Raw genomic sequence first — 24,877 nt, 5'->3', positions numbered from 1 at the left:
CCCCTGATTCCATGCGATCGCCGACAGGCGACAAAGGAGACACCATGACCTTCCAGGCATTGCTGCTGACCCAGGCCGACGGCGCCACCCAGGCCAATATCGCCACGCTCGACGACGCGCAGCTGCCCGCCGACGGCGACGTGCTGGTTGCCGTCGACTACTCCACCATCAACTTCAAGGACGGGCTGGCGATCACGGGCCGCTCGCCGGTGGTGCGCAAGTGGCCGATGGTGGCGGGCATCGACGGCGCCGGCACGGTGCTGGAATCCGCGCACCCGCGCTGGAAGGCTGGCGACAAGGTGGTGCTCAATGGCTACGGCGTGGGCGAGACGCATTGGGGCTGCCTGGCGCAGCGCGCGCGCCTGAAGGGCGAGTGGCTGGTGCGCCTGCCCGACGCCTTCACCACGCGCCAGGCCATGGCGATCGGCACCGCGGGCTATACCGCGATGCTGTCGGTGCTGGCGCTGGAGCGCGGCGGCGTCAACGGCCCGGTGCGCCCGGGCGATGGCGAGGTGCTGGTGACCGGCGCCTCGGGCGGGGTGGGGACGGTGGCGATCTCGCTGTTGAGCAAGCTTGGCTACAAGGTGGTGGCCTCGACCGGCAAGACCAGGGAAGCGGATTTCCTGAAGGCGCTGGGCGCCGATGAAGTGATCGACCGCGCCGAACTGGGCGTGCCCGGCAAGCCGCTGCAAAAGGAGCGCTGGGCCGCGGTGGTCGACTCGGTCGGCTCGCACACGCTGGTCAATGCCTGCGCCCAGGTGCGCTACGGCGGCGTGGTGACGGCGTGCGGGCTGGCGCAGGGCCTGGACTTCCCGGGGTCGGTGGCGCCGTTCATCCTGCGCGGCATCACCTTGCACGGCATCGACAGCGTGATGGCGGCGATGCCGCTGCGCGAGCAGGCCTGGCAGCGGCTGGCCAGCGACCTGGAGCCGGACCGCCTCAATGCGCTGACGCGCGAGATCGGCCTGGGCGATGCGATCGAGGCGGGCCGCAAGATCATGGAAGGCGGCATGCGCGGGCGCGTGGTGGTGGATGTGAATCGCGGCTGATCGCGCACCGTCGCCCTGATGCACCACCGCGTCGGCGCCGCCCGCAAGCGCCGACGTTACAATCCAGTCCATGACGCCGATCCGCTACGCCATTGCCCCGCTTCAGCCTGAAGCGCACCTGTTTGCCGTCACCGTCACCGTGAGCGAGCCCGATCCCGCCGGCCAGTGTTTCTCGCTGCCGGCCTGGATCCCGGGCAGCTACATGATCCGGGACTTCGCGCGCAATATCGTGCGCATCCGCGCCGATGCGGGCGGGCGCGAGGTCAGGCTGACCAAGCTCGACAAGCAGCGCTGGCAGGCCGCGCCGGTCAGCCTGGCCGACGGCCCGCTGACGCTCAGCTACGAGGTCTATGCCTGGGACCTGTCGGTGCGCGCGGCGCACCTGGACACCACCCACGGTTTCTTCAACGGCAGCTCGGTGTTCCTGTGCGTGGACGGGCAGGCCGAGCGGCCATGCACCGTCGATATCCATGCGCCCGCCGGCGAGGCCTATCGCGACTGGCGCGTGGCCACCGCCATGCGCGAAGCGCCGGGCCGCGCAGGCGCGAAGCGCTACGGCTTCGGCCGCTACCAGGTGGCCGATTACGATGAGCTGGTCGACCATCCGGTCGAGATGGGCACTTTCCAGCTGGCCAGCTTCCGCGCCTGCGGCGCGCAGCATGACGTGGTCTTCACCGGGCGCGTGCCGCAGCTCGACCTCGAGCGCGTGTGCCGCGACCTGAAGCGCATCTGCGAGACGCAGATCCGGCTGTTCGAGCCCAAGACCGCGCAGGCGCCGTTCCTGGACAGCAACCGCCGCTACGTCTTCATGACGATGGTCACCACCGACGGCTACGGCGGCCTGGAGCACCGCGCCAGCACCGCGCTGATGTGCGCGCGCAATGACCTGCCGGTGCGCGGCGACAGCGATACCAGCGAGGGCTACCGCACCTTTCTCGGGCTGTGCAGCCACGAGTATTTCCACACCTGGAACGTCAAGCGCATCAAGCCGGCCGCGTTCGTGCCGTACCGGCTGGCGGAGGAAACCTATACCCCGCTGCTGTGGCTGTTCGAGGGCTTCACCAGCTACTACGACGACCTGGTGCTGGTGCGCTCCGGCTGCATCACCGATGCGCAGTACATCGAGATGCTGGCCAAGACCTGGAACGGCGTGCTGCGCGGCAGCGGCCGCACCAAGCAGAGCGTGGCGGAAAGCTCCTTCGATGCCTGGACCAAGTACTACCGCCAGGACGAGAACGCCCCCAACGCCATCGTCAGCTACTACACCAAGGGTTCGCTGGTGGCGCTGGCGCTGGACCTGACCATCCGCGACAAGACCCGCGGGCGACGCTCGCTGGACGATGTCATGCGCGCGCTGTGGCGCCGCTACGGCCGCGGCTTCTATGCGCCGGGCGCGGTGCAGCGCGGCGTGACCGAGGCCGAGGCCCATGCGCTGTTCGATGAAGTCACCGGCCTGCGCATGGGGCCGCTGCTGCGCTCGCTGACCGAAGGCACCGGCGAGCTGCCGCTGCCGGCGCTGTTCAAGACCTTCGGCGTCAAGGCCGAGGCGCAGAAGCCGGCGCGCACCGCGGCGCTGGGGATCAAGGTCAAGACCGAGGACGGCTGGGTGCGCGTCACCCAGGTGCTGGACGGCGGCGCGGCGCAGGCCGCGGGCCTGTCCGCGGGCGACCTGCTGGTGGCCCTCGACGGCCTGCGCGTGGCGCCCGGCCAGCTCGACAAGCTGCTGGCGCGCTACCGCACCGGCGACCGCATCGAGCTGCACGCCTTCCGCCGCGACGAGCTGCAGGCGCGGCCGGTGACGCTGGCGCGCGAGCCGGCGGCGCAGTTCAAGGTGAAGCTGGAGAGCGGACGGCACGCGGCGCGCTCGCGCTGGCTGGGCCAGTGAACTAGTCTTCCGCCGCCACACCCGCCACCGCACGCCATCGCCCCCGCTGCATGCAATACGCGCACGATCCCCGCACCTTCCTGTATTCGCACTACGTCTACCGGGGGCTGCGCTCGGCCACCGGGGTGATCGGCGCCACGCTGATCGCGCTGCACTTCAGCGACCTGCCCACCGCGATGGTGGTGTCGATGGGCGCGCTGTGCACCAGCCTGATGGACTTGCCCAGTCCGCTGAACCACAAGTTCAACGAGATGCTGGCCAGCGTGCTGCTGTGCAGCGTGGTCACGCTGGTGGTGGCGCTGGCCACGCCGTTCCCGCGCGTGATGCCGTTCCTGCTGGTGCTGGTGACGTTCCTGGCCGGCATGATGACGGTGTACGGCAACAAGACGCTGCCGCTGCAGTTCGCGGCGCTGTTCGTGATGACGCTCACGATCAACGAAGACTTCCTGGTGCGGCGCGCGCTGGAGCACTCGGCGTTGTTCAGCATCGGCGCGGTCGCTTATCTCGGCTATGCGATGCTGGTGAGCTGGATCACCGAGCGCCGCACCAAGCAGCAGGTGCTGGCCGAATCGTTGTATGAGCTGGCCGGCTATCTCGAGATCAAGGCCGGCTTCTACGACGCCGGCAACGACTACGAGGCCCAGTTCAACCAGCTGGTGCGCCAGCAGATCGTGGTGGCCGAGCGCCAGCAGGCCGCGCGCGACCTGGTGCTGCGCGGCAACCGCACCCCGCACGACGGGCTGCTGGTGCAGGTGCACCTGCGCATGCTCGACCTGTACGAGTACATCCTGTCGACCAACACCGACTATCCGCTGCTGCGCCAGACGTTCGCCGGCACGCCGGTACTGGACCACCTGCGCGGGTTGGTGACGCAGATGTGCAAGGACGTGGAAGAGATCGCCTACGAGGTCACGCGCGGCCGCGCCTCGTACGCCACGGTGGAATACCGCCAGGGCCTGCGCGCGGTCGAGGCCGAGATCGCGCAGTTGCACCACCACCATATCAACCCGGCGGCGATGACGGCGCTGGTCGAAACGCTCGACATGATGCGCGGCGCGATCACGCTGGTCGGCCAGCTGCACGAAGCGTCGCGCACGCCGGTGGAGCCGGCCAGGGTGCTGCCCGGCACGGACATGACGCCCTTCCTGACGCGCCAGAAGTATGAGTTCAGCGTGCTGCGCGAGAACCTGAAGTGGAGTTCGCCGGCGTTCCGCTTCTCGCTGCGGATCTCAATGGCGGTGGCGCTGGGGCTGTGGATTGCCGAGCACCTGCCCTATGTGTCGCACAGCTACTGGATCCTGCTGACCATCATCGTCATCCTGAAGCCCAACTTCAGCATGACCAAGCAGCGCTACAACGACCGCCTGATCGGCACGCTGATCGGCTGCGTGGTCTCGGTCGCGATCCTGAAGGTGGTGCACCAGCCGCTGATCCTGCTGGGCGTACTGTTCCTGTCATTGGTGGCCAGCGCCGCGTTCGTGACCATCAAGTACCGCTACACCGCGATTGCCGCCTGCATCCAGGTGCTGATCCAGATCCACCTGCTGATGCCGGGGAGTCCCACCGTGGCGGGCGAGCGGCTGGTGGATACGGTGATCGGCGGCATCATCGCCTCGCTGTTCAGCTTTGTGCTGCCGAGCTGGGAATACCGCGCCATCCCCAAGCTGGTGGAAGGCGTGCTGCAGGCCAACCGCCGCTATATCGGCGCCACGCGCGACCTGCTGCTGCGCCGGACCAAGGATGACTTTGCCTACCGCGTGCAGCGCAAGCAGTTCATGGACAACCTGTCGGCGCTGATCTCGTCGTTCCAGCGCATGCAGGACGAGCCCAAGAGCCGGCACCGCGCGGTGGACAACCTGAACCGCTTTATCGTGCAGAACTACCTGGTGGCGGCGCACGTGGCGGCGGCGCGCATCCAGGTGCGCCAGCACTATGACGAGCTCGATATCCCGGCCGCGGAAGCCGCGATCGAGCAGGCCACCGAGGCCGCCAGCCACAGCCTGCAGGTGGCCAGCGAGCGGCTGCATGCCGATGAGCGGGGCGGCGCTCGTGGCGCGGGCTTTATCCGCAGCGGGAAAACGCCGGTGGAACGCAAGGCGGACGAAACCCCCGCTGAAGCTGTCGCCGGTGCCGAACCGGTAGCGGCTACCGTCAGCACCGAATTCGCCGAGGCTGCCAAAGACGCCGTCGCCGAACGCCGCGCCCGCCTGGCCGATTCGGCCGACAAGCGCCGCACCGACGTGCTGGTGCACGCGGCCGCCGCCGGCGAATCCAGCCATGAGGCCGGTCCCACCGCCAGCTCCACCGGCCGTCCGGCCAATGCGGTGCTGGACCGCCGCCTGCGCGCGTTGCGCGAGGATGCGGCCAAGATCGCGCTGCGCACGGGGGCCATCGGGCGCGCCATGCGTGCGCGCGTCTGAGCCTGGTGGCTCAGCCTTGGGCTGACGGCGCTTCGGGCAGCTCTTCCTCGGGCAGTGTCAGCATGCCGCTGTTGTAGCGGTACTCGTAGATCTCGCCGTAGCGCCCCCAGCCGATCGCCACGCTGAGCACGCGCTCGGCCTCGGCGGGCTTCAGGAACTGCTCCAGTTCGTGCAGCACCTGTTCCTCGCGGATCTCGCCGGCCTCGCTGGCCACCAGTTCGCGGCGGATGTGGGCGGCCAGTGCGATGTTGCCCAGCAACTGCTGGCCGAACATGACCTTGCGTTGCTGCGGCCCGGCGGCGTACCACGCGCGGCCGGCCTCGGTGACGGCGATGTCGCCGCGCTCGATCGACACCAGTTGCACCAGCTGCAGCGCTTCGCACGCAGGCAGCAGTTCGTCGTCGGTGAGGCCGGCTTCGTCGGCCAGGTGGGGCAGGTCGGCGCGGCAGTTGAAGGGCGCCTCGCACAGCAGGTCGAGGATGGCTTCCATCTGGCTGATGTCGGCGTCCGGCAGCCGATAGGCGATCTGGCGCGCGGGCGCTTGCGCGGGCACGCGCGCTTCGGCGGCGGGGGCGGTCATCAGCGCGTAGATCTCGTCGACCAGCGCGCGCACCTGCACGCTGTCGCGGTTGCGCGGGCGCGGCAGCGCCACCGGCACTTCGGCGCGGATGCGGCCCGGGTCGCTCGACAGGATCACGATGCGGTCGGCCATCATCACCGCCTCTTCGATATTGTGCGAGACGATCAGGATGCTCCGGATATTGGCGCGGCCGCTTTCCCACAGCGCCAGCATCTCGTCGCGCAGGGTCTCGCCGGTCAGCACGTCCAGGGCCGAGAAGGCTTCATCCATCAGCAACAGGTCCGGCTCGGTCACCAGCGCGCGCGCAATGCCCACGCGCTGGCGCATGCCGCCCGACAGCTCGCGCGGCAGCGCGCTGTTGAAGCCGGCCAGCCCGATCATGTCGATCGCGGCCTCGGTGCGGCGCTCGCGCTCGGCCCTGGGTACGCCCTGGGCTTCGAGCCCCAGCTCAACGTTCTGCTGCACCGTCAGCCATGGGAACAGCGCGAACGACTGGAACACCATGGCGATGCCTTCGGCGGTGCCGGCCAGGCGCTCGCCGCGAAAGTCCACCTCGCCACGGTCGGCGCCGACCAGCCCGGCCATGATGCGCAACAGCGTGGACTTGCCCGAGCCGGACTTGCCCAGCATGGCGACGATCTCGCCCTCGCGCAGCGTCAGGTCCACGCCTTCGAGCACGGCGCGGTCGCTCTGGCTGGCGGTGCGGAAGATCTTGCCGACGCCGCGCAGCTCGATCACGGCGGGGGCGGCGGTGGATGCAATGTTCTCTGCCATCGTTGCCTTACAAGCGGGTGCGCTCTTGCGCGAGTTGATACAGGCGGTTCCACAGCAGCCGGTTGAAGCCGACCACGAACAGCGCCATCACGACTATGCCCAGCGCGATGCGCGGGAAGTCGCCGCGCGCGGTGGTCTCGGCGATATAGCTGCCCAGCCCGGTGGCGACGATGGTGCGGTCGCCCCAGGTCACGTACTCGGACACGATGCTGGCGTTCCATGAGCCGCCGGCGGCTGTCACCAGCCCGGTCAGCAGGCTGGGGAACACCGCGGGGATCAGGAAGCGCTTCCACAGCAGCCAGCCACGCAGCCCGAAGTTGCGTGCAGCCAGCTTCAGCTCCGTGGGGATGCCGGAGGCCCCGGCGACCACATTGAACAGGATGTACCACTGCGTGCCGAAGATCAGCAGCGGGCTCAGCCAGATCTCCGGGTTCAGCCTGAAGCGCACGATCAGCATCACCGCCAGCGGGAACATCAGGTTGGCCGGGAAGGCGGCCAGGAACTGCGCAATCGGCTGGGCAATGCGCGCCAGTTCCGGGTTCAGGCCGATGCGGATGCCGATCGGCACCCACACCAGCGCCGCCAGCGCGATCAGCACCACGACGCGCACCATCGTAATCGTGCCGAGCCACAGCACATGGCCGACTTCGGCCCAGCCCACTTCGCTGTGCACGAAGTAGCCCACCCGTAGCAACGCGGCCAATGCCACCAGCACGATCACGGCGTCGCGCACGCGGCCGAACCACAGCGCGCGCCGCGGATTGTCCGGCTGCGCCGGGGCCTGCCCGCGGCGCGCGCCCCACGCCAGCGTGCGCCCGGCCAGCGCCGCCGTCTGCGCCAGCAGTGCACCCACCCACGCCGAGCGGCGCAGCAGGTCCAGCAGCCACGACTGCGGCAGCTTGTCCTGCGCCAGCGTCTCGAAGCGGAAGCGGTCGGCCCATGCCACCAGCGGGCGGAACAGCAGCTGGTCGTACACCAGGATGCCCACCAGCATCGCCAGGATGGCCCAGCCGATCGCGGCCAGGTCCTGCTGCTGGATCGCCAGCGCGATATAGGAGCCGATGCCGGGCAGGCGGATATCGTGGCCCGACACCGAGATCGCCTCGGACGCCACCACGAAGAACCAGCCGCCGGACATCGACATCATCATGTTCCACAGCAGCCCCGGCATGGCGAACGGCACTTCCAGCCGCCAGAAGCGCTGCCACGGCGACAGCCGGAGCATGGCCGCGGCTTCCAGCAAATCGCCCGGGATGGTGCGGAACGACTGGTACAGGCTGAACGCCATGTTCCACGCCTGCGAGGTGAAGATGGCGAAGATCGCCGCGCACTCCACCCCGGCGAGGTTGCCCGGGAAGAGGGCGATGAAGCCGGTCACGGTGATCGACAGGAAGCCCAGCACGGGTATCGACTGCAGGATGTCCAGCGCCGGCACCAGCACCTTCTCTGCCGTGCGGCTCTTGGACGCCAGCGCGGCAAACGCCAGCGAGAACAGCAGCGACGCCGCCAGCGCCGCCAGCATGCGGATGCTGGTGCGCATCAGGTAGTAGGGCAGGTAGGCCACGTCCAGGTGCACCGCCAGCTGCTGGTCGGGCTGGAACGGGACGTTCATCTGCTGCGCGGCGAACGCGACCATCACGATCACGGCCAGGATCATCGGCAGCAGCGCGAGGTCGAAGCGGTTGGGCGGCGCGCGCAGCAGCTGGCTGTCAAAGCCAGGGGCGGGCGGGGCCGCGCGGTGGTCGGCGGGTGGCATCATGGGCGCTTCTCGGGCTTGTATCGAGCTTGGATGGCAGGGCTTGTAACCCGGCCCTGGATCGCGGCCCCGGCGGACAATGGCAAAGCCCGCATGCCGCCGGCTTCACGCCGGGCGGCGCGCATCCCTTTGTAACGCCCGGCATGGCGGTCTAGTTTACTTGGTGTGGATGACAGATCGCGCACGCTGCCGGCGTGCACTCAAAGGGACAAGCCATGAAGAAGGAAACCTGGCGCCTGGTCGCGCATGGGCGCGTGCAGGGCGTGGGCTACCGCGCCGCCTGCGCCGACGCGGCGGACGACCTGGGGCTTGGCGGCTGGGTGCGCAACCGGATCGACGGCACCGTCGAGGTGATGGCGCACGGCACGGTCAAGCAGCTCGAAGCCCTGCAGGCGTGGATGGAACAGGGCCCGCCGGCGGCCCAAGTGACGCTCGTCGAGGTCGGGCCTGGGGAAGGGGAGTTTGCCGGCTTCGAGTTCCGGCCGACGATCTGATGGACTAGGCGGCAGTCCAGTCGACCGGCGTGCGGCCGTTCGCTTCCAGCCAGCGGTTGGCTTCGCGGAAGTGCCCGCAGCCCAGGAAGCCCCGGTGCGCCGACAGCGGCGACGGATGCGGCGCTTCCAGCACGCAGTGGCCGGCGCCCAGCAGCGGCCTCTTGGCCTGCGCGTGGCTGCCCCACAGCATGAACACCAGGTTCGGCCGGCTGGCGGCGAGGTTCTGGATCAGGCAATCGGTGACGGCTTCCCAGCCGCGCCGCGCATGGCTGGCGGCCTGGCCCTGTTCCACCGTCAGCACGGTGTTGAGCAGCAGCACGCCCTGGCGCGCCCAGCCTTCCAGGTTGCCGGAGGTGCGCGGCGCGCCGTTGCCGTTGGCGCCGAACTCGGCGGCGATTTCCTTGAAGATGTTGCGCAGGCTGGGGGGCACCTTGATGCCTTCCGGCACCGAGAACGCCAGCCCGTGCGCCTGCGGCAGCTCCACGCCGCCGACCGTGCCGGTGCCGTGGTAGGGGTCCTGGCCCAGGATCACCACCTTGACCGCGTCGGGCGGCGTCAGGTGCAGCGCGTGGAAGACATGGTGCGGGAATACCGGCTTGCCGGCGGCACGTTCGCCGTCGACAAAGGCGGCCAGCTCCTGCCACGCCGGCACGCGGATGCACGGATCCATCAGCGCGCGCCAGGCGGCGGGCAGGGTGTCTGCCTGGGCCTGCAGGCTGGCGGCAGGGGACGGTTCGCCGGGGGCGCGGGGGGCTTCGGCGGCGAAGAGATCGGCTTGCATGCGTGAGGAAAGCTTGGCGGGAAAACCGCGATTATGAGGCCTTGCCTTCGGCGATTCCTGCCAGGCGGTAGCCGCGGGCGGCTTTGCTGAGGTCCGAGGGTGCAAGCGCAGCAACGGTGGTCAGCCGCGCGGCAAAGGCGCGCAGGGCATCGGCCGCGTGCGCGGCGTCGCCATCGAGCCATTCCAGTTCGAGTTCCTGGATGGGTTCCTGTGTGGCGCTGGCAGGAGCGGTGATGGTGCCGGTGTCGAGCGCCGCTTCGATGCGCGCGCCGTCCTGCATGACCAGCCAGGTGCGGCGGACGAAGTCGGTGCGGAACACCGGCGCCAGCCTGCCGACCAGCGGCGCGAGCACGGCCTGCGCCTCGGCGGGGAAGCGCTGCAGGTCGATGGACTCGCCGGCGATTTCGGTTTCCCATTCATGCCGGGTGGCCAGTCCTGCCTGGCTGCTGCCGGCGGTCTTCAGCGTTTGCAGCCATTGCGGACCCTTGCGGCGCAACCGCAGCGCGGCACGCGCCTGCGCCAGGTCGCGTTCCGGGGTATCGAGGTAGACGTTGAGCAGTGTGGCTTCACCCTGCGGGGCGCCATTGGCGTCGAGCCAGGCGGCCAGCGGGGCCAGCGCGTCGTCGGGGACGGCCAGCTTGAGTTCGATTTCCTGGGCCATCGCTCAGGCAAACAGCCGTGCCAGCTCCACGCCCGGTTCCGGCGCCCGCATGAACGCTTCGCCCACCAGGAAGGCATGCACGTTGGCATCGCGCATGCGCTGCACATCGGCCGGGCCGAGGATGCCGGACTCGGTCACCACCAGCTTGTCGGCCGGCATGTGCGGCAGCAGGTCCAGGGTGTTGTCCAGCGACACCTCGAAGGTGCGCAGGTTGCGGTTGTTCACGCCGAGCAGCGGAGTCTTCAGGCGCAGTGCCGCGTCGAGCTCGTCGTCGCCGTGCACTTCCACCAGCACATCCATGCCGAGCTCAAGCGCACAGGCTTCCAGTTCGGCCATCAGGCCCGGGTCCAGCGCGGCGACGATCAGCAGGATGCAGTCGGCGCCCCAGGTGCGCGCTTCATACACCTGGTACAGGTCGACCATGAAGTCCTTGCGCAGAGCCGGCAATGGGCAGGCGCCGCGGGCGCGCTTCAGGTAGTCGGCGTGTCCCTGGAAGAAGTTCACATCGGTCAGCACCGATAAACAGGCAGCGCCATGGCTGGCGTAGCTTTCGGCAATGGCCTCGGGCACGAAGTGCTCGCGCAGCACGCCCTTGGACGGCGATGCCTTCTTGACCTCGGCGATCACGCCGGCCTGGCCGGCGGCGATCTTCTCGCGCAGCGCGCGCTCAAAGCCGCGCGGTGCCAGGCCTGGCTCAGTGCGCAGGCTTTCGGCCTCGGCGCGCAGGCTGGGCAGGTCGCGCTTCTTGCGCGCCGCGGCGACTTCGTCGGCCTTCACGGCCAGGATCTTTTGCAGGATGTCGGACATATTCGCGTCTCTTACTTGAACTGCTGGGTGGCGCGCACGAACTGGTCGAGCTTCTCGCGCGCCGCGCCGCTGGCAATCGCCTCGCGCGCGCGGCGGATGCCGTCTTCGACGGAGTCGGCCACGTTGGCGGCATACAGCGCGGTGCCGGCGTTCAGCGACACGATCTCGCGCGGGGTGCCCGGCACGTTGGTCAGCGCTTCAAGCAGCATTTCCTTCGACTCCGTCGCATCGGCCACCTTCAGGCCGCGGTTGGAGATCATCTGCAGGCCGAAGTCCTCGGGGTGGATCTCATACTCGCGCACCTCGCCGTCCTTCAGTTCGCCGACCAGGGTGGCGGCGCCCAGCGAGACCTCGTCCATGCCGTCCTTGCCGTACACCACGATGGCGTGCTTGGCGCCCAGGCGCTGCATCACGCGCACCTGGATGCCGACCAGGTCGGGGTGGAACACGCCCATCAGGATGTTGGGCGCATCGGCCGGATTGGTCAGCGGGCCCAGGATATTGAAGATGGTGCGCACGCCCATCTCCTTGCGGATCGGGGCGACGTTCTTCATCGCCGGGTGGTGCGTGGGCGCGAACATGAAGCCGATGCCGGTTTCTTCGATGCACTGGCCGACCTGCTCGGGCGTCAGCATGATGTTCACGCCCAGCGCTTCCAGCACGTCTGCGCTGCCCGACTTGGAGCTGACGCCACGGTTGCCATGCTTGGCGATCTTGGCGCCGGCAGCGGCCGCGACGAACATCGATGCGGTCGAGATATTGAAGGTGTGCGAGCCGTCGCCGCCGGTGCCGACGATATCGACGAAGTTCTCGCGATCGGCCACCGGCACCTTGTTGGCGAACTCGCGCATCACCTGCGCGGCGGCGGAAATCTCGCCGATGGTTTCCTTCTTGACGCGCAGGCCGGTCAGGATCGCGGCGGCCATCACCGGCGAGATCTGCCCCTGCATGATCTGCCGCATCAGGTGCAGCATCTCGTCATGGAAGATCTCGCGGTGCTCGATGCAGCGCGTCAGGGCTTCTTGCGGCGTGATGGACATGGCGTTCTCAGTATCGGAAGTCTGCGGGGCGTGGTGCGTGCTGGCGGGTGCGGAATCGAGCAGTCTCATCGCGGCGCCTTGACGAAGTTGGCCAGCAGCGCATGGCCATGCTCGGACAGGATCGACTCGGGATGGAACTGCACGCCTTCTACGGCGAGCGTCTTGTGGCGCACGCCCATGATCTCGCCGTCCGGGGTCCAGGCGGTGATCTCCAGGCAATCGGGCAGGGTTTCGCGCTCGATCGCCAGGGAATGATAGCGCGTCACGTCGAAGTGCTTGGGCAGTCCGGCGAACACGCCTTGCTGCGTGGTCTCGATGGTGCTGACCTTGCCGTGCATGACGTGCTTGGCGCGGATCACCTTGCCACCAAAGGCCTCGCCGATGGCCTGGTGGCCCAGGCATACGCCCAGCAGCGGGATCTTGCCGGCAAAGTGCTGCAGCGCCGCCACCGAGATGCCGGCTTCCTTCGGGCTGCACGGGCCGGGCGAGACGCAGATGTGGTCCGGCTTGAGCGCCTCGATCTCCTCGATGGTGATCTCGTCGTTGCGGTAGGTGCGTACGTCCACGCCCAGTTCGCCAAAATATTGGACCAGGTTGTAGGTGAACGAATCGTAGTTGTCGATCATCAGCAGCATGGCGTCTGTCTCCTGTTCTTTCAGATGTCGGAGTCCAGGCCATCCTGGACCTGCTCGGCGGCGCGGATCACGGCGCGTGCCTTGGCTTCAGTTTCCCTCCATTCGGCTTCGGGGTCCGAATCGGCAACAATGCCGGCGGCGGCCTGCACGTAGAGATTGCCATCCTTGACGATGCCGGTGCGGATCGCGATTGCCAGGTCCATCTCGCCGCCGAACGACAGGTAGCCCACCGCGCCGCCGTAGATGCCGCGCTTGCGCGGCTCCAGCTCGTCGATGATTTCCATGGCGTGGACCTTGGGCGCGCCCGACAGCGTGCCGGCCGGGAAGGTCGCGCGCAGCACGTCCAGGTTGCTGATGCCTTCGCGCAGCGTGCCTTCGACCGAGCTGACGATATGCTGCACGTGCGAGTACTTCTCGATCACCATCTTGTCGGTGACCTTGACCGAGCCGGTCTCGGCGATGCGGCCGATATCGTTGCGCGCCAGGTCGATCAGCATCACGTGCTCGGCGATCTCCTTGGGGTCGTTCAGCAGCTCGGTGGCCAGCTGGGCGTCCTTCTCCGGCGTATTGCCGCGCGGGCGCGTGCCGGCCAGCGGCCTGATGGTGACGATGTGTTCGCTGCGCATGTCCCCGTTGGTGCCGACCTTGCGCTCTTCCTGGCGCACCAGGATCTCCGGCGACGCGCCCACTATCTGGAAGTCGCCGAAGTTGTAGAAGTACATGTACGGCGACGGGTTCAGCGAACGCAGCGCGCGGTACAGCGACAGCGGTGCGTCGCGGTAGGGCTTGACCAGGCGCTGGCCGATCTGCACCTGCATCATGTCGCCGGCCATGATGTATTCCTTGGCCTTGTGCACCGCGGCCAGGTAGTCGGCCTTGGCGAACTCGCGGTAGACCTCGGTCTGCACCGACGGGCTGGTGACCGGCACGTCGACCGGCTGGCGCAGCTTCATGCGCAGCTCGCGCAGGCGCTGGCGGGCGCGAGGGTAGGCCTCGGGCGTGGTCGGGTCGGCGTAGACGATCAGGTAGAGCTTGCCCGACAGGTTGTCGATGACGGCCAGTTCCTCGCACAGCAGCAACTGGATATCGGGCAGGTTCAGGTCATCGGGCTTCTGCGTGTCGGCGAGCTTCTTCTCGATATAGCGCACCGCGTCGTAGCCGAAGTAGCCGGCCAGGCCGCCGCAGAAGCGGGGCAGCCCCGGGCGCAGCGCCACCTTGAAGCGCTGTTCGAACTCGGCGATGAAATCGAGCGGGTTGCCTTCGTGGGTTTCCACCACCTTGCCGTCGGTCACCACCTCGGTGCGGTTGCCGAAGGCGCGCAGCAGCGTGCGGGCATGCAGGCCGATAAACGAAAAGCGCCCGAAGCGCTCGCCGCCCACCACCGATTCCAGCAGGAAGGTGTTGACGCCGCGGGTCTGCGACTGGGCCAGCTTCAGGTACAGCGACAGCGGCGTTTCCAGGTCGGCAAAGGCCTCGGCGATCAGCGGGATGCGGTTGTAGCCCTGGTCGGCCAGCGATTTGAATTCCAGTTCGGTCATGTCGGTCCTCTTGTACGGCCCGCGCTGCAGCATGGGTCAGGCGCGGCGCCGCTTGTCGGCAGGTAAGGCTGGAGCGTATGGAATCCCGCCCCGGTGGCGGACCGTGGTGCAGCAAGCTTGCGGACAAGGCTGCACACGGCCGGAGAGAGGGCGTGCGGCGCGTTCTTGAGCTAAACGTAGCAGAGAAATATGGCTACGCTGGCTTTTGGCGGGTTTGGGTGGTGATGCCCGGCATGGCTTGGTGCCTTGGCCGGTGGTGGCGACGCCCTCGGGTCGAGGGCGTGTCAGCAGACTCGCGAACGCACTTTACGCCTGTTGGGAGGCGCGCCAGCGACGCCAGGGCCAAGCCTGCCGATCACTGCCAGAAGAGATGCGTTTGCGGTTAAGAAACATGAAATGTTTGGGATTTGGTCGGGATCGACGAAATTCGGACTATCGATGACCTGCCCAGTGTGCCGCAAACAGCGCTGCGGCGTGGACAATGGAATCGACTATACCATCGGCGTCAACGCCTTGTACAGGGTTGCCATGGTTGTAGCCATAGGGCACCAGCAGCACGCCCATGCCGGCCGCGCGGGCCGCCTGCGCGTCGTTTTCCGAGTCGCCCAGCGCCGCCATGGCCGACGGCTCCAGCCCGAAGGCGTCGGCCACTTTCAGCAGCGGGAAGGGGTCGGGCTTGCGCAGCGGGAAGGCGTCGCCGCCGTAGACCAGCTCGAAGTACTGGGCCAGCCCGGTCTTGGCCAGCAGCGGCTCGGTGAAGCTGTAGGGCTTGTTGGTCACGCAGGCCAGGCGCAGCCCGGCCGCCTTCATCGCCGCCAGGCCTTCGCGCACGCCGGGGTAGACCTGCGAGAACTGGCCGTTGATGCGGATGTACTCGCGGTCGTACAGCGCATAGGCGTCGGCAAACAGGCCGTTGGCATGCAGCGGCGAGAAGCGCGCGTCCAGCACGCGCCGGATCAGGTTTTCCGAGCCCTTGCCGACATAGCTGACGATCTCCGCCTCGGACATCGGCGCCGCCGGGCCCAGGTTGGGATGCTGGCGGCCCAGCGCCAGCAGCATGGCGTTGATCGAGGCGTGGAAATCGCCCGCGGTGTCGACCATGGTGCCGTCGAGGTCGACGATCACGCCTTCGATGCCGCGCCAGTCGTTGCGGCGCAGGAACACGCCCTCGGTCATTGGCCAGCCTTGGCCAGTTCGCGGCGCAGTGCCGAGATGATGCCGCGGTAGCCGCCGTCCGCATCGGGCTTGCCGAACACGGCCGAGCCCGCCACGAAGGTGTCGGCGCCGGCCGCGGCGATCTCGGCGATGTTGTCCACCTTCACGCCGCCGTCCACTTCCAGCAGGATGGTGCGGCCGGTGCGGGCGGTGTATTCGTCGATGCGCTGGCGCACGGCGCGCAGCTTGTTGAGCGTCTCGGGGATGAACGACTGGCCGCCGAAGCCCGGGTTGACCGACATCAGCAGGATCACGTCCAGGCGGTCCATCACGTGGTCCAGGTGGTGCAGTGGCGTGGCTGGGTTGAACACCAGGCCGGCCTGGCAGCCGTGGTCGCGGATCAGCGCGAGCGAGCGGTCCACGTGCTCGCTGGCTTCCGGGTGGAAGGTGATGATATTGGCGCCCGCCTTGGCAAAGTCCGGGATGATCCGGTCCACCGGGCGCACCATCAGGTGCACGTCGATCGGCGCGGTCACATGCGGGCGGATCGCCTCGCACACCAGCGGGCCCACGGTCAGGTTGGGCACGTAATGGTTGTCCATCACGTCGAAATGGATCCAGTCGGCGCCAGCCTCGGTCACGCGGCGCACTTCCTCGCCCAGGCGGGCAAAGTCGGCGGACAGGATGGACGGGGCGATGCGGTAGGTGGGCGTGCTCATGTCGGCGGCTAGGAGGTGGGGTGCTGGGGAATGCTGTTTGCGTCTCTGGCGCGCCCAGGGGCGGGCGCCAGAGGGGGTCAGGCGGGGCGTCCGGCACGGCCCGGCCCTGAAAGGGCTATATTCTACCGCTGCCCCGACGCGCGGTGATCCTGCCGGTGCTCTTGCCCGTGCCGCGGCCATCCCGCACAATGCGGCTACCCACTTCCCTGCCTGGCGTCTCAAGCCGGCCCTGCCCACGATGAGCGAGTACGCTTTCTCCGTCTCGGTACGCACCCAGTACCTGCCGGACCAGTCAGAACCTGAGCGCGGGCGCCATGCCTTCGCCTACACCATCACCATCCACAATACCGGCGAGGTGGCGGCGCAGCTGATCTCGCGCCACTGGGTCATTGCCGACAGCGACAATGGCACGCAGGAAGTGGCGGGCCTGGGCGTGGTCGGCCACCAGCCGCTGCTCAAGCCGGGCGAGCATTTCGAGTACACCAGCTGGGCCACCATCTCGACCCCGGTGGGCTCGATGAAGGGCGAATACTTCTGCGTGGCCGAGGACGGCCACCGCTTCGAGGTGCCGATCCCTGAATTCGCGCTGGTGCTGCCGCGCATGCTGCACTGACCCTGCGGGGAACCTATTGGCGCGATGCGCTGTCCTGATCCTGCGACGGCGCTTCAGCGGCGCCCTGCGCCGGCTGGCGCGACGGATGCTCGGACGGGGCGCGCGTGGGACGCGGGTTCTTTTTCGCCGTGCCCATGGTCCAGACCACGATAAAGATCAGCAGGAACAGCGCCACGCCGGCTTCCAGGGCGAACAGCAGCATGGGATGGGCTTCGAAGAACTTGCTCATGGCGGATGCAGCGCAGGCCCGCGGGGGCGCAGGCGATGGTTGAAGGATGACGGTGGGATTGTAGGGGCAATCGGCCCCGCAAGCTGCGCCGGCCCGGACTTTGAACAATAGCAAGATGGCATACGCAGACTCTTTCCCGATTTCCCCAGTTTCTCCCTGGCGCTCGCTCCGCATTCGCGGCTGGCTGGCGCTGGCCGGCGCGGCCGTGCTGCTGGCCGGCTGCATGAGCGGCCCGCCGCCGCGCATCGAGACCGGCCCGGCCGGCACCACGCCGCCGACGGCCTCGTCGCAGAAGGGCAGTCTGCAGGCCGCCAGCTGGGCCGAAATCGGCGGCTGGGCCCAGGACGACGTGCGCGCCGCCTGGCCCGCGCTGCAGGCCAGCTGCCAGGCGCTGAAGAAGCGCGCCGAGTGGGGCCGCGCCTGTGCCGCCGGCATGATGGTCGATGCCGGCGACCTCAACGCCATGCGTGCCTATTTCGAAAGCAACTTCCAGCCGTACCGCGTGGTCAACGGCGACGGCACTGACAACGGCCTGATCACCGGCTACTACGAACCGATCCTGCACGGCTCGCGCACGCGCCAAGGCAAGTTCCAGGTGCCGCTGTACCGCAAGCCGGCGCAGTTCGCCAACCGCCCGCTGCCGGCCCGCGCCGAGCTGCTGCAGAACCCGGCCATGCGCGGCAGCGAGCTGGCATGGGTGGATGACGCGGTCGAGGCCGCCTTCCTGCAGATCCAGGGCTCGGGCCGCATCCGCATGGCCGACGGCACCATCATGCGGGTAGGCTTCGGCGGCACCAACGACCAGCCGTTCCGCTCGTTCGGCAAGTGGCTGCTGGACCGCGGCGAGATCACGCCGGCGCAGGCCACCATGCAGGGCATCAAGGCGTGGGCGCGCGCCAACCCGGGCCGCGTCGACGAGATGCTCAACATCAACCCGCGCTTTGTCTTCTTCCGCGAGCTGCCGGCCAACAACGACGGCCCGGTGGGCGCGTTGGGCGTGCCGCTGACCGCGGAGCGCTCGATCGCGGTCGACCCGGCCACCATCCCGCTGGGGGTGCCGGTGTTCCTGTCGACCACGCGCCCGCTCTCGACCGAGCCGATCCAGCGGCTGATGTTCGCGCAGGACACCGGCAGCGCCATCAAGGGCGGGGTGCGCGCGGACTTCTTCTGGGGCGCCGGCGACGCCGCCGGCGAGACCGCGGGCCGCATGAAGCAGGGCGGCCGCATGTGGGTGCTGATGCCGCGCAGCTGAGCGCAGCAGCCGGCAACGCAAAAAGGGCGCCATCGCGGCGCCCTTTCTTCATGGTGGACAGCCCTCAGCGCGGGCGCTGGTCGACGATCCGCCGTGCCTTGCCCACCGAGCGCTCGACGCCGCCCTCGGGCAGCACCTCGATGCCGGCGGTGACGCCGATATAGGCCTTGATCTCCTGCGCCAGCCGCTCGCGCGCGCCTTGCGCCAGCGTGGGCTCGCTGCCGTGGGCGCATTCCACGCGCACCGTCAGCGTGTCCATGTGGCCGTCCTTGGTCAGCACGCACTGGTAGTGCGGCGCCAGCTCGGCGTGCTTGAGGATCAGTTCCTCGATCTGCGACGGGAACACGTTGACCCCGCGCACGATCATCATGTCGTCGGTGCGGCCGGTGACCTTCTCCATGCGGCGGAATGCCGCACGCGCCGTGCCCGGCAGCAGCCGGGTCAGGTCGCGGGTGCGGTAGCGCACCACCGGCATCGCCTCCTTGGTCAGCGAGGTGAACACCAGCTCTCCGAACTCCCCGTCGGGCAGCACCGCGCCGGTGTCGGGATCGATGATCTCGGGGTAGAAATGGTCTTCCCAGATGGTCGGGCCGTCCTTGGTCTCGGCGCACTCATTGGCTACGCCCGGGCCCATCACCTCTGACAGGCCATAGATATCGACTGCCGAGATGCCCATGCGCTTCTCGATCGCCAGCCGCATTTCCGGCGTCCACGGCTCCGCGCCGAAGATGCCAACGCGCAGCGAGCTGCTGGCCGGGTCGATGCCCTGGCGCTCGAACTCGTCGGCGATCGCCAGCATATAGCTGGGGGTCACCATGATGACCTCGGGCTTGAAGTCCTGGATCAGCTGCACCTGGCGCTCGGTCTGCCCGCCACCGAAGGGGATCGCGGTCAGGCCGGCCTTTTCCACGCCGTAGTGCGCGCCCAGGCCGCCGGTGAAGAGGCCGTAGCCGTAGCTGATGTGCACCTTGTCGCCGCGCCGCGCGCCCGAGGCGCGGATCGAGCGCGCCATCACCGTGGCCCAGTTGTCGATGTCCTGGAGCGTGTAGCCGACCACGGTGGGCTTGCCGGTGGTGCCGGACGAGGCGTGGATGCGCGCCACGCGGTCCTGCGGCACGGCGAACATGCCGAACGGGTAGTTGTCGCGCAGGTCCTGCTTGCTGGTGAACGGGAAGCGCGCCAGGTCGGCCAGCGAATGCAGCTGGTCGGGGTGGACCCCGGCTTCGTCGAACTTGCGGCGGTACACCGGCGAATTGGCGAAGGCGTGGTTGAGCGACCATCTCAGCCGTTCCAGCTGCAAGGCCTGCAGCTCGGCGCGGCTGGCGGTCTCGATCGCATCCAGGGGCAGATCGGTCAGGCGCGTGCTCATGTCGTCTCCTGCACGGGGGCGTTTGTCTTAAGTATCTTGCCGGATTTGCTCAGGTGCCTTCTGTCCCTTCAGGCGGCGGCACCACGTGTCCCTTGATCTGCGCCGACTTGCCGCGGAACATCGCCACCACCTGGCCCGCGGCGTTGGTCACGCGGATATCGTAGATGCCGTGCCGGCCGGACAGGACCTGCTCGTTGGCCTCGGCGGTCAGCACGTCGCCGCCGTGCACGGGCTTGAGGAATTCGATGCTGCAGCCTGCCGCCACGGTGTTGATGTTATGGCTGTTGCAGGCAAAAGCGAAGGTCGAATCGGCAAGCGTGAACATCAGGCCGCCGTGGCAGATGCCGTGGCCGTTGAGGAATTCCTTGCGCACCGGCATGGTCAGCCGGGCATAGCCGGGCCGCACGGCCTCGACCGTGATGCCCAGCCAGCGGCTGCAGGTGTCGGCTTCGTACATGGCGGCGGCGGCCGCTTCGGCGAGGGCCTGGGGGTCCTGTTTCAAGCTGGTCTCCTATATATAGGTGCGGGGCAGGCCCGCGCGGCTTACTTGCCGGTGAAGTGCGGTGCGCGTTTTTCGAGGAAGGCGTTGACGCCCTCCGCATAGTCGGCGGACTGGCCGAGCTCGCGCTGCAGGTCGCGTTCCAGGTCCAGTTGGGCGTCCAGCGTGGCGGTGGCGCTGGCATACATGGCGCGCTTGATCGCGGCCAGCGCACGGGTCGGCTGCCCGGCCAGGTGCGTGGCCAGCGCCAGCGCCTGTTCCGGCAGCAGCGGGTCGTCCATGGTCTCCCAGACCAGGCCCCATTTCTCGGCCTCTTCGGCGGTCAGCCGCTCGCCGGTCATGGCCAGGCCTAGCGCGCGCGCCATGCCGATGCGCTGCGGCAGCAGCCAGGTGCCGCCCGAATCCGGCACCAGCCCGATCTTGACGAAAGCCTGGATAAAGCTGGCCGAGCGCGCCGCCAGCACCATGTCGCAGCCCAGCGCCAGGTTGGCCCCGGCGCCGGCCGCGGTGCCGTTGACCGCCGCCACCACCGGCAGCGGCAGGGCCTGCAGCCGGCGGATCAGCGGGTTGAACCAGGTATCGATCAGCTCGCCCAGGTCGGTCATGTGCCCGGGCGTGAAATCCAGGTCGGCCAGGTCCTGGCCGGCGCAGAAGCCGCGGCCCGCCCCGGTCAGCAGCAGGGCACGCGCGCCGCCGGCCTCGACATGGTCGAGCGCCTGCTGCAGCGCCTGGTGCATCGCGCGGGTGAAGCTGTTGAGCTTGTCGGGGCGGTTCAGGGTGATCACGGCCACCGGGCCCTGCCATTGCAGCAAGACCGGGCCGGCATCGATGCTGACCGGCTGGCCAGCGGAGGTGGATATCGGGGGCATTGGGTTGTCTCCTGCCGGATATTTTGTCGCGGTCGGCGCGGGCGGCTGTTGTCGACGGCGCCTCTTAAATAAACCGACCAGTCGGTCGGCAAATGTTAGCACTAATTTTTGGCTGCGGGTTGGCACGTGGCTTCCAATGCCGGCACGGTCCGCAATGCCGGGCGCGGGCGTCGCTCTATAATCGCGCTGCCAACAACAATCTGAAACCTGCCGGCCGACATCTGTGTGCGGATCCCGGCATGCTCGCCTATTCGCATTGGAAATCCTATGAAGAAGATCGCTGCATTACTCCTGATTTCGTCCGTGGCGCTGTTTGCGGCGTGCGGCAAGAAAGAGGCGGCCCCTGCTGCCGGCGCCGACACGGCCACCAAGATCATTGTCGGCCTGGACGACAATTTCCCGCCCATGGGTTTTCGCGATAACAACAACGAGCTGGTCGGCTTCGATATCGATATGGCCAAGGAGGCCAGCCGCCGTCTCGGCATGACGGTCGAATTCAAGCCGATCGACTGGAGCGCCAAGGAGGCGGAACTCAACGGCAAGCGCGTCGATGTGCTGTGGAACGGGCTGACCATCACCGAAGAGCGCAAGAAGAACATCAGCTTCACCGCGCCCTATATGACGAACCACCAGATCGTCATCGTCGGTGCCAACTCGCCGGTGAAGGCCAAGGCCGACCTGGCCGGCCGCATTGTCGGCGCGCAGGACGGCAGCAGCGCGGTGGACGCGATCAAGAAGGAAAGCCAGGTCGCCGCCAGCCTGAAGGAACTCAAGACCTTCGGCGATAACGTGACGGCCCTGATGGACCTGTCGACCGGCCGCCTCGACGCAATTGTGGTGGATGAAGTGGTGGGCCGCTACCTCATCAGCAAGCGTGCCGGCGAATACAAGGTGCTGGAGGAAAACTTCGGCACGGAAGAATATGGCGTCGGCGTGCGCAAGGATGACGCCGAGCTGCTCGGCAAGCTCGACAAGACCCTGGCTTCCATGAAGCAGGATGGCACGGCAGCCCGCATTGCCACCCAGTGGTTCGGCACTGACATCACCAAGTAATCCAGACGCTGCGTGACGCCCTGCGCCGTTCCGGCAGGGCGCCGCGCCACATCCGGACTCACGCGCCGGCCCGGCGCCTGGGATCCCACCTCCTTCTGTTTCGCGCGAGCATGGACTACGTCTTATCTCTTCTGGCGCCATTGGCGCAGGGTGCGCAAGTCACGCTAACACTATTCGCCATCACGCTTGCCCTGTCGGTGCCGCTGGGGCTTGCGCTGGCGCTGGCCCGCATCTCGTCATGGCCGTGGCTGAGCGGCCTGGTCAATGGCTACATCTGGCTGATGCGCGGCACGCCGCTGATGCTGCAGATGCTGTTTATCTATTTCGCGCTGCCGTTCGTGCCGGTCATCGGCGTGCGCCTGCCTGACTTTCCCGCCGCGGTGGTGGCCTTCGCCCTGAACTACGCGGCCTATTTCGCGGAAATCTTCCGCGCCGGAATCAAGTCGGTCGATCGCGGCCAGTATGAAGCCAGCAAGGCGCTGGGCATGACCTATTTCCAGACCATGCGGCGGGTCGTGTTGCCGCAGATGGTCAGCCGGGTGTTGCCGCCGGTCAGCAATGAAACCATTACGCTGATCAAGGACACGTCCCTGATCTACGTGCTGGCCCTCAACGATATTCTTCGCACCGCGCGTGGCATCGTGCAGCGTGATTTCACCACCACGCCTTTCCTGGTCGCCGCGCTCTTCTATCTGGTGATGACGCTGATTCTGACCTGGTTCTTCCAGAATCTCGAAAAACGCTATGCCAAACATGATGACTAGCCCGACCGGCGCCCATTCCCACCATGCGCCCGGCATCATGATCGCGGCGCGGGATCTCTTCAAATCGTTCGGGCCACTGGAGGTCTTGCGCGGTGTCTCCCTGACCTTGCACAAGGGGGATGTCACCGCGGTGATCGGGCCCTCGGGCTCGGGCAAGAGTACCTTGCTGCGCTGCCTGAATCATCTCGAAGTGATCGACCGCGGCACCATTGAGATCGAAGGCGAGGCGCTGGCGGCCGCCGGCCCTGACGGCGCAGCCAGATATGTGGCGGACGCGGAAGTGCGCCGCATCTGCCGGAAGATGGGCATGGTGTTCCAGTCGTTCAACCTGTTTCCGCACATGACGGTGCTGCAGAACATCATCGAAGCCCCCATGACCGTCAAGGGACTGGCGCGCGATGCGGTGGTGCCCAAGGCCGAGGAGCTGTTGCGCAAGGTCGGCCTGCTGGCCAAGCGGGACAGCTACCCGGCACGCCTGTCCGGCGGCCAGAAACAGCGGGTGGCGATTGCGCGGGCGCTGGCGATGGAGCCCGACATCATGCTGTTCGACGAGCCGACCTCCGCGCTGGACCCGGAGCTGACCGGGGAGGTGCTGCGCACCATGCGGCAACTGGCCGAAGAACATATGACCATGCTTGTCGTGACGCATGAGATGGGGTTTGCGCGGGAAGTGGCAAACCACGTCGTGTTCATGGATGAGGGCAGGATCCTGGAGGAAGGGCCGCCTGTGGAAGTGTTCGGTGCACCAGCTCACGCGCGCACCCGCGAATTCCTGGCACATATGCTCTAGGCGGCGCCTGCGCCGCCACGCCGCAACAGGTGGCAGAATAGCCCGCAGCCGGTGGCGACGGTGCCATCCGCCTGCAAATACATAGGAGAAGACATGCCGTACGAAAACATCCTGGTCGAGACCCGTGGCCGTGTTGGCCTGGTCACGCTGAACCGCCCGAAGGCCCTGAACGCGCTCAATGACGCGCTGATGGACGAACTGGGCGCCGCGCTGACCGCCTTCGACCAGGATGAGGGCATCGGCGCCATCGTCATTACCGGCAGCGAACGTGCCTTCGCCGCCGGCGCCGATATCGGCATGATGGCCAAGTATTCCTTCATGGATGTGTACAAGGGCGATTACATCACCCGTAACTGGGAAACCATCCGCAAGATCCGCAAGCCGGTGATTGCGGGCGTGGCCGGCTATGCGCTGGGCGGCGGCTGCGAGCTGGCGATGATGTGCGACATCATCATCGCGGCAGATTCGGCCAAGTTCGGCCAGCCCGAGGTGAAGCTGGGCACCATGCCCGGCGCCGGCGGCACCCAGCGCCTGCCGCGCGCGGTGTCCAAGGCCAAGGCCATGGACTTGTGCCTGACCTCGCGCATGATGGACGCCGCCGAAGCCGAGCGCTCGGGCCTGGTGTCGCGCGTGGTGCCGGCCGACAAGCTGCTGGACGAAGTGCTGGCGGCCGCTGAGACCATCGCCGGGTTCTCGCTGCCGGTGGTCATGATGATCAAGGAGTCGGTCAACGCCGCCTACGAGACCACGCTGGCCGAAGGCGTGCACTTCGAGCGCCGGCTGTTCCATGCCACCTTCGCCAGCGAAGACCAGAAGGAAGGCATGGCCGCTTTCGTCGAGAAACGCAGCCCGAATTTCCAGCATCGCTAAGGCCTGAATCAGGGAATACCCGAGAGCAGTGCGGGGGTATTAAGTTTCTCCCGCACTCGTCTTTTCCGGGATTTCCTTTGCCACTCAATGGCTTACGACATAATCCCCGGAACCCCTAGCGGATCGTTGTGACAAAGTTGTTGCAAGGTGCGCGAATCCGGCCTACTATTCGCCCCCTCGCAACACACAACGCAGCGCTGCAAAGCAGACGCAGCAAGGGTTGCGGGGTCGACCGGGAGGTTGGCGCAGCGAAGTTTGCAGCGCTGACCGCAGCG

General features: G+C 67.5%; 24 protein-coding genes. 10 read left to right on the top strand and 14 right to left on the bottom strand.

Annotation, left to right across the window (positions count from 1 at the left end; all coding sequences use genetic code 11):
- The first annotated feature begins 44 nt into the window (after positions 1 to 44).
- The 3 genes from acuI to ACW4E8_RS22950 all read left to right on the top strand — a co-directional run bounded on the left by acuI (position 45) and on the right by ACW4E8_RS22950 (position 5,354).
- Positions 45 to 1,049, top strand: a complete 1,005-nt coding sequence (gene acuI / locus ACW4E8_RS22960; protein WP_456806656.1) for an acrylyl-CoA reductase (NADPH) — start codon at positions 45 to 47, stop codon at positions 1,047 to 1,049.
- A 70-nt stretch (positions 1,050 to 1,119) separates the two neighbouring features.
- On the top strand, positions 1,120 to 2,934 hold the full coding sequence (locus ACW4E8_RS22955; RefSeq protein WP_456806655.1) for a M61 family metallopeptidase: 1,815 nt from the start codon (positions 1,120 to 1,122) through the stop codon (positions 2,932 to 2,934).
- 50 nt (positions 2,935 to 2,984) lie between these two features.
- The gene (locus ACW4E8_RS22950; RefSeq protein ID WP_456806654.1) at positions 2,985 to 5,354 is read left to right on the top strand and encodes an FUSC family membrane protein; all 2,370 of its coding nucleotides are present in this window, start codon (positions 2,985 to 2,987) and stop codon (positions 5,352 to 5,354) included.
- 10 nt (positions 5,355 to 5,364) lie between these two features.
- On the opposite strand, the gene ACW4E8_RS22945 is transcribed toward ACW4E8_RS22950, so the two are convergent.
- Together ACW4E8_RS22945 and ACW4E8_RS22940 are read right to left on the bottom strand one after the other, a co-directional pair.
- On the bottom strand, positions 5,365 to 6,708 hold the full coding sequence (locus tag ACW4E8_RS22945; protein ID WP_456806653.1) for an ABC transporter ATP-binding protein: 1,344 nt from the start codon (positions 6,706 to 6,708) through the stop codon (positions 5,365 to 5,367).
- 7 nt (positions 6,709 to 6,715) lie between these two features.
- Positions 6,716 to 8,467 carry an ABC transporter permease gene (locus tag ACW4E8_RS22940; protein ID WP_456806652.1) on the bottom strand — a complete coding sequence of 584 codons (1,752 nt, stop codon included), beginning with the start codon at positions 8,465 to 8,467 and terminating at the stop codon, positions 6,716 to 6,718.
- Positions 8,468 to 8,679: 212 nt separating this feature from the next.
- On the opposite strand from ACW4E8_RS22940, the gene ACW4E8_RS22935 reads away from it, so the two are divergent.
- Positions 8,680 to 8,958 carry an acylphosphatase gene (locus ACW4E8_RS22935; protein ID WP_456806651.1) on the top strand — a complete coding sequence of 93 codons (279 nt, stop codon included), beginning with the start codon at positions 8,680 to 8,682 and terminating at the stop codon, positions 8,956 to 8,958.
- Positions 8,959 to 8,962: 4 nt separating this feature from the next.
- On the opposite strand, the gene ACW4E8_RS22930 is transcribed toward ACW4E8_RS22935, so the two are convergent.
- From ACW4E8_RS22930 to rpe, 8 genes are all read right to left on the bottom strand, one after another.
- Positions 8,963 to 9,739, bottom strand: a complete 777-nt coding sequence (locus ACW4E8_RS22930; RefSeq protein ID WP_456806650.1) for a uracil-DNA glycosylase — start codon at positions 9,737 to 9,739, stop codon at positions 8,963 to 8,965.
- Positions 9,740 to 9,770: 31 nt separating this feature from the next.
- A complete protein-coding gene (locus ACW4E8_RS22925; protein ID WP_456806649.1) occupies positions 9,771 to 10,400 on the bottom strand; it encodes a CYTH domain-containing protein in 630 nt (209 codons plus the stop codon).
- A gap of 3 nt (positions 10,401 to 10,403) precedes the next feature.
- Positions 10,404 to 11,207: an indole-3-glycerol phosphate synthase TrpC gene (trpC, locus tag ACW4E8_RS22920; protein WP_456806648.1), complete on the bottom strand. Its 804-nt coding sequence runs from the start codon at positions 11,205 to 11,207 to the stop codon at positions 10,404 to 10,406.
- Between the two features lie 11 nt (positions 11,208 to 11,218).
- Positions 11,219 to 12,247 (bottom strand): anthranilate phosphoribosyltransferase, encoded by a 1,029-nt coding sequence (trpD, locus tag ACW4E8_RS22915; protein ID WP_456806764.1) that lies wholly within the window; start codon positions 12,245 to 12,247, stop codon positions 11,219 to 11,221.
- A gap of 65 nt (positions 12,248 to 12,312) precedes the next feature.
- Positions 12,313 to 12,882 (bottom strand): aminodeoxychorismate/anthranilate synthase component II, encoded by a 570-nt coding sequence (locus tag ACW4E8_RS22910; protein ID WP_456806647.1) that lies wholly within the window; start codon positions 12,880 to 12,882, stop codon positions 12,313 to 12,315.
- Positions 12,883 to 12,902: 20 nt separating this feature from the next.
- Positions 12,903 to 14,420, bottom strand: coding sequence for an anthranilate synthase component I (trpE, locus tag ACW4E8_RS22905; protein WP_456806646.1), 1,518 nt, complete (start codon positions 14,418 to 14,420; stop codon positions 12,903 to 12,905).
- Positions 14,421 to 14,852: 432 nt separating this feature from the next.
- Entirely contained in the window at positions 14,853 to 15,596 is a 744-nt protein-coding gene (gene gph, locus ACW4E8_RS22900) for a phosphoglycolate phosphatase (RefSeq protein WP_456806645.1), read from the bottom strand.
- Positions 15,593 to 16,294, bottom strand: a complete 702-nt coding sequence (rpe, locus tag ACW4E8_RS22895) for a ribulose-phosphate 3-epimerase (RefSeq protein ID WP_456806644.1) — start codon at positions 16,292 to 16,294, stop codon at positions 15,593 to 15,595. Before rpe ends, gph begins: the two co-directional genes overlap by 4 nt.
- 238 nt (positions 16,295 to 16,532) lie before the next feature.
- Between rpe and apaG the strand changes: the two genes are divergently transcribed.
- A complete protein-coding gene (apaG, locus tag ACW4E8_RS22890; RefSeq protein ID WP_456806643.1) occupies positions 16,533 to 16,907 on the top strand; it encodes a Co2+/Mg2+ efflux protein ApaG in 375 nt (124 codons plus the stop codon).
- Positions 16,908 to 16,920: 13 nt separating this feature from the next.
- On the opposite strand, the gene ACW4E8_RS22885 is transcribed toward apaG, so the two are convergent.
- Positions 16,921 to 17,136 (bottom strand): hypothetical protein, encoded by a 216-nt coding sequence (locus ACW4E8_RS22885; RefSeq protein ID WP_456806642.1) that lies wholly within the window; start codon positions 17,134 to 17,136, stop codon positions 16,921 to 16,923.
- 115 nt (positions 17,137 to 17,251) lie between these two features.
- On the opposite strand from ACW4E8_RS22885, the gene mltA reads away from it, so the two are divergent.
- On the top strand, positions 17,252 to 18,388 hold the full coding sequence (mltA, locus tag ACW4E8_RS22880) for a murein transglycosylase A (protein ID WP_456806641.1): 1,137 nt from the start codon (positions 17,252 to 17,254) through the stop codon (positions 18,386 to 18,388).
- A 64-nt stretch (positions 18,389 to 18,452) separates the two neighbouring features.
- On the opposite strand, the gene paaK is transcribed toward mltA, so the two are convergent.
- Genes paaK through paaG form a run of 3 tightly spaced genes read right to left on the bottom strand, consistent with a single transcriptional unit; the run spans position 18,453 to position 21,125 of the window.
- On the bottom strand, positions 18,453 to 19,757 hold the full coding sequence (gene paaK, locus ACW4E8_RS22875) for a phenylacetate--CoA ligase PaaK (RefSeq protein ID WP_456806640.1): 1,305 nt from the start codon (positions 19,755 to 19,757) through the stop codon (positions 18,453 to 18,455).
- Positions 19,758 to 19,806: 49 nt separating this feature from the next.
- Complete coding sequence (gene paaI, locus ACW4E8_RS22870; protein WP_456806639.1) at positions 19,807 to 20,259, bottom strand: hydroxyphenylacetyl-CoA thioesterase PaaI; 453 nt, start codon at positions 20,257 to 20,259, stop codon at positions 19,807 to 19,809.
- A gap of 41 nt (positions 20,260 to 20,300) precedes the next feature.
- Positions 20,301 to 21,125 carry a 2-(1,2-epoxy-1,2-dihydrophenyl)acetyl-CoA isomerase PaaG gene (paaG, locus tag ACW4E8_RS22865; protein WP_456806638.1) on the bottom strand — a complete coding sequence of 275 codons (825 nt, stop codon included), beginning with the start codon at positions 21,123 to 21,125 and terminating at the stop codon, positions 20,301 to 20,303.
- Positions 21,126 to 21,392: 267 nt separating this feature from the next.
- Here paaG and ACW4E8_RS22860 point away from each other — a divergent pair, with 267 nt between their 5' ends.
- The 4 genes from ACW4E8_RS22860 to ACW4E8_RS22845 all read left to right on the top strand — a co-directional run bounded on the left by ACW4E8_RS22860 (position 21,393) and on the right by ACW4E8_RS22845 (position 24,602).
- Positions 21,393 to 22,178: an amino acid ABC transporter substrate-binding protein gene (locus tag ACW4E8_RS22860; protein ID WP_456806637.1), complete on the top strand. Its 786-nt coding sequence runs from the start codon at positions 21,393 to 21,395 to the stop codon at positions 22,176 to 22,178.
- A gap of 110 nt (positions 22,179 to 22,288) precedes the next feature.
- Positions 22,289 to 22,942 (top strand): amino acid ABC transporter permease, encoded by a 654-nt coding sequence (locus ACW4E8_RS22855; RefSeq protein WP_010809912.1) that lies wholly within the window; start codon positions 22,289 to 22,291, stop codon positions 22,940 to 22,942.
- Positions 22,943 to 22,979: 37 nt separating this feature from the next.
- Positions 22,980 to 23,732, top strand: coding sequence for an amino acid ABC transporter ATP-binding protein (locus ACW4E8_RS22850; protein ID WP_456806763.1), 753 nt, complete (start codon positions 22,980 to 22,982; stop codon positions 23,730 to 23,732).
- Between the two features lie 93 nt (positions 23,733 to 23,825).
- Positions 23,826 to 24,602, top strand: coding sequence for an enoyl-CoA hydratase (locus ACW4E8_RS22845; RefSeq protein ID WP_010809914.1), 777 nt, complete (start codon positions 23,826 to 23,828; stop codon positions 24,600 to 24,602).
- The last annotated feature ends 275 nt before the right edge of the window (positions 24,603 to 24,877 follow it).

Source organism: Cupriavidus sp. CP313 (genome assembly GCF_054072015.1).
Note: the sequence above shows the minus strand (reverse complement) of the source record. Positions and strands in the feature narration are given on the sequence as shown.

What these genes read in the sequence shown, in the direction of transcription:
- ACW4E8_RS22855 (WP_010809912.1), top strand. Translation starts at nt 22,289, where the DNA reads ATGGACTACGTCTTATCTCTTCTGGCGCCATTGGCGCAGGGTGCGCAA.
- ACW4E8_RS22955 (WP_456806655.1), top strand. Translation starts at nt 1,120, where the DNA reads ATGACGCCGATCCGCTACGCCATTGCCCCGCTTCAGCCTGAAGCGCAC.
- ACW4E8_RS22910 (WP_456806647.1), bottom strand. Translation starts at nt 12,882, where the DNA reads ATGCTGCTGATGATCGACAACTACGATTCGTTCACCTACAACCTGGTC.
- paaG (WP_456806638.1), bottom strand. Translation starts at nt 21,125, where the DNA reads ATGCCCCCGATATCCACCTCCGCTGGCCAGCCGGTCAGCATCGATGCC.
- ACW4E8_RS22950 (WP_456806654.1), top strand. Translation starts at nt 2,985, where the DNA reads ATGCAATACGCGCACGATCCCCGCACCTTCCTGTATTCGCACTACGTC.
- paaK (WP_456806640.1), bottom strand. Translation starts at nt 19,757, where the DNA reads ATGAGCACGCGCCTGACCGATCTGCCCCTGGATGCGATCGAGACCGCC.
- ACW4E8_RS22945 (WP_456806653.1), bottom strand. Translation starts at nt 6,708, where the DNA reads ATGGCAGAGAACATTGCATCCACCGCCGCCCCCGCCGTGATCGAGCTG.
- gph (WP_456806645.1), bottom strand. Translation starts at nt 15,596, where the DNA reads ATGACCGAGGGCGTGTTCCTGCGCCGCAACGACTGGCGCGGCATCGAA.
- ACW4E8_RS22845 (WP_010809914.1), top strand. Translation starts at nt 23,826, where the DNA reads ATGCCGTACGAAAACATCCTGGTCGAGACCCGTGGCCGTGTTGGCCTG.
- ACW4E8_RS22850 (WP_456806763.1), top strand. Translation starts at nt 22,980, where the DNA reads ATGATCGCGGCGCGGGATCTCTTCAAATCGTTCGGGCCACTGGAGGTC.
- ACW4E8_RS22860 (WP_456806637.1), top strand. Translation starts at nt 21,393, where the DNA reads ATGAAGAAGATCGCTGCATTACTCCTGATTTCGTCCGTGGCGCTGTTT.
- apaG (WP_456806643.1), top strand. Translation starts at nt 16,533, where the DNA reads ATGAGCGAGTACGCTTTCTCCGTCTCGGTACGCACCCAGTACCTGCCG.
- ACW4E8_RS22925 (WP_456806649.1), bottom strand. Translation starts at nt 10,400, where the DNA reads ATGGCCCAGGAAATCGAACTCAAGCTGGCCGTCCCCGACGACGCGCTG.
- ACW4E8_RS22940 (WP_456806652.1), bottom strand. Translation starts at nt 8,467, where the DNA reads ATGATGCCACCCGCCGACCACCGCGCGGCCCCGCCCGCCCCTGGCTTT.
- ACW4E8_RS22930 (WP_456806650.1), bottom strand. Translation starts at nt 9,739, where the DNA reads ATGCAAGCCGATCTCTTCGCCGCCGAAGCCCCCCGCGCCCCCGGCGAA.
- trpE (WP_456806646.1), bottom strand. Translation starts at nt 14,420, where the DNA reads ATGACCGAACTGGAATTCAAATCGCTGGCCGACCAGGGCTACAACCGC.
- trpD (WP_456806764.1), bottom strand. Translation starts at nt 12,247, where the DNA reads ATGTCCATCACGCCGCAAGAAGCCCTGACGCGCTGCATCGAGCACCGC.
- rpe (WP_456806644.1), bottom strand. Translation starts at nt 16,294, where the DNA reads ATGAGCACGCCCACCTACCGCATCGCCCCGTCCATCCTGTCCGCCGAC.
- ACW4E8_RS22935 (WP_456806651.1), top strand. Translation starts at nt 8,680, where the DNA reads ATGAAGAAGGAAACCTGGCGCCTGGTCGCGCATGGGCGCGTGCAGGGC.
- trpC (WP_456806648.1), bottom strand. Translation starts at nt 11,207, where the DNA reads ATGTCCGACATCCTGCAAAAGATCCTGGCCGTGAAGGCCGACGAAGTC.
- ACW4E8_RS22885 (WP_456806642.1), bottom strand. Translation starts at nt 17,136, where the DNA reads ATGAGCAAGTTCTTCGAAGCCCATCCCATGCTGCTGTTCGCCCTGGAA.
- mltA (WP_456806641.1), top strand. Translation starts at nt 17,252, where the DNA reads ATGGCATACGCAGACTCTTTCCCGATTTCCCCAGTTTCTCCCTGGCGC.
- acuI (WP_456806656.1), top strand. Translation starts at nt 45, where the DNA reads ATGACCTTCCAGGCATTGCTGCTGACCCAGGCCGACGGCGCCACCCAG.